Source organism: Paraburkholderia sp. SIMBA_027 (assembly GCF_046535315.1).
In the GTDB taxonomy this organism is placed as follows: Bacteria; Pseudomonadota; Gammaproteobacteria; order Burkholderiales; family Burkholderiaceae; genus Paraburkholderia; species Paraburkholderia tropica.
Genome location: NZ_JAWRWY010000904.1, coordinates 1 through 261, shown reverse-complemented (window position 1 = coordinate 261; position 261 = coordinate 1). Strand labels below are relative to the sequence as shown.

General features: G+C 41.4%; 1 protein-coding gene. It reads left to right on the top strand.

Going from position 1 to position 261, the window contains the following annotated elements; translation table 11 throughout:
• On the top strand, positions 1 to 261 hold a 261-nt coding region (locus SB764_RS41705; protein WP_410866992.1), incomplete at both ends, for a SidA/IucD/PvdA family monooxygenase.

Sequence of the window (261 nt, the reverse complement as noted above, 5' to 3'; positions counted from 1 at the left end):
CTGAATATTGATAATGCCGATCCGAGGCTCAGAATTATTCCCAACAGCCAATTGAATAGAGTAGACAACAGCAATCCGGCATCCATGAATCTTGAATTTATCCAACTGGAGCAGCAGGTACCTTATGAGCAGGAAGCTGATTACGTCATTCTGGGAACTGGATACCGTTATAATGAACCTTCATTTCTGAAGAATATCCACTCCAGGATTAAAAGAAATTCTACGGGCTTATATGGCGTCAATCGGAATTACACAATCGAC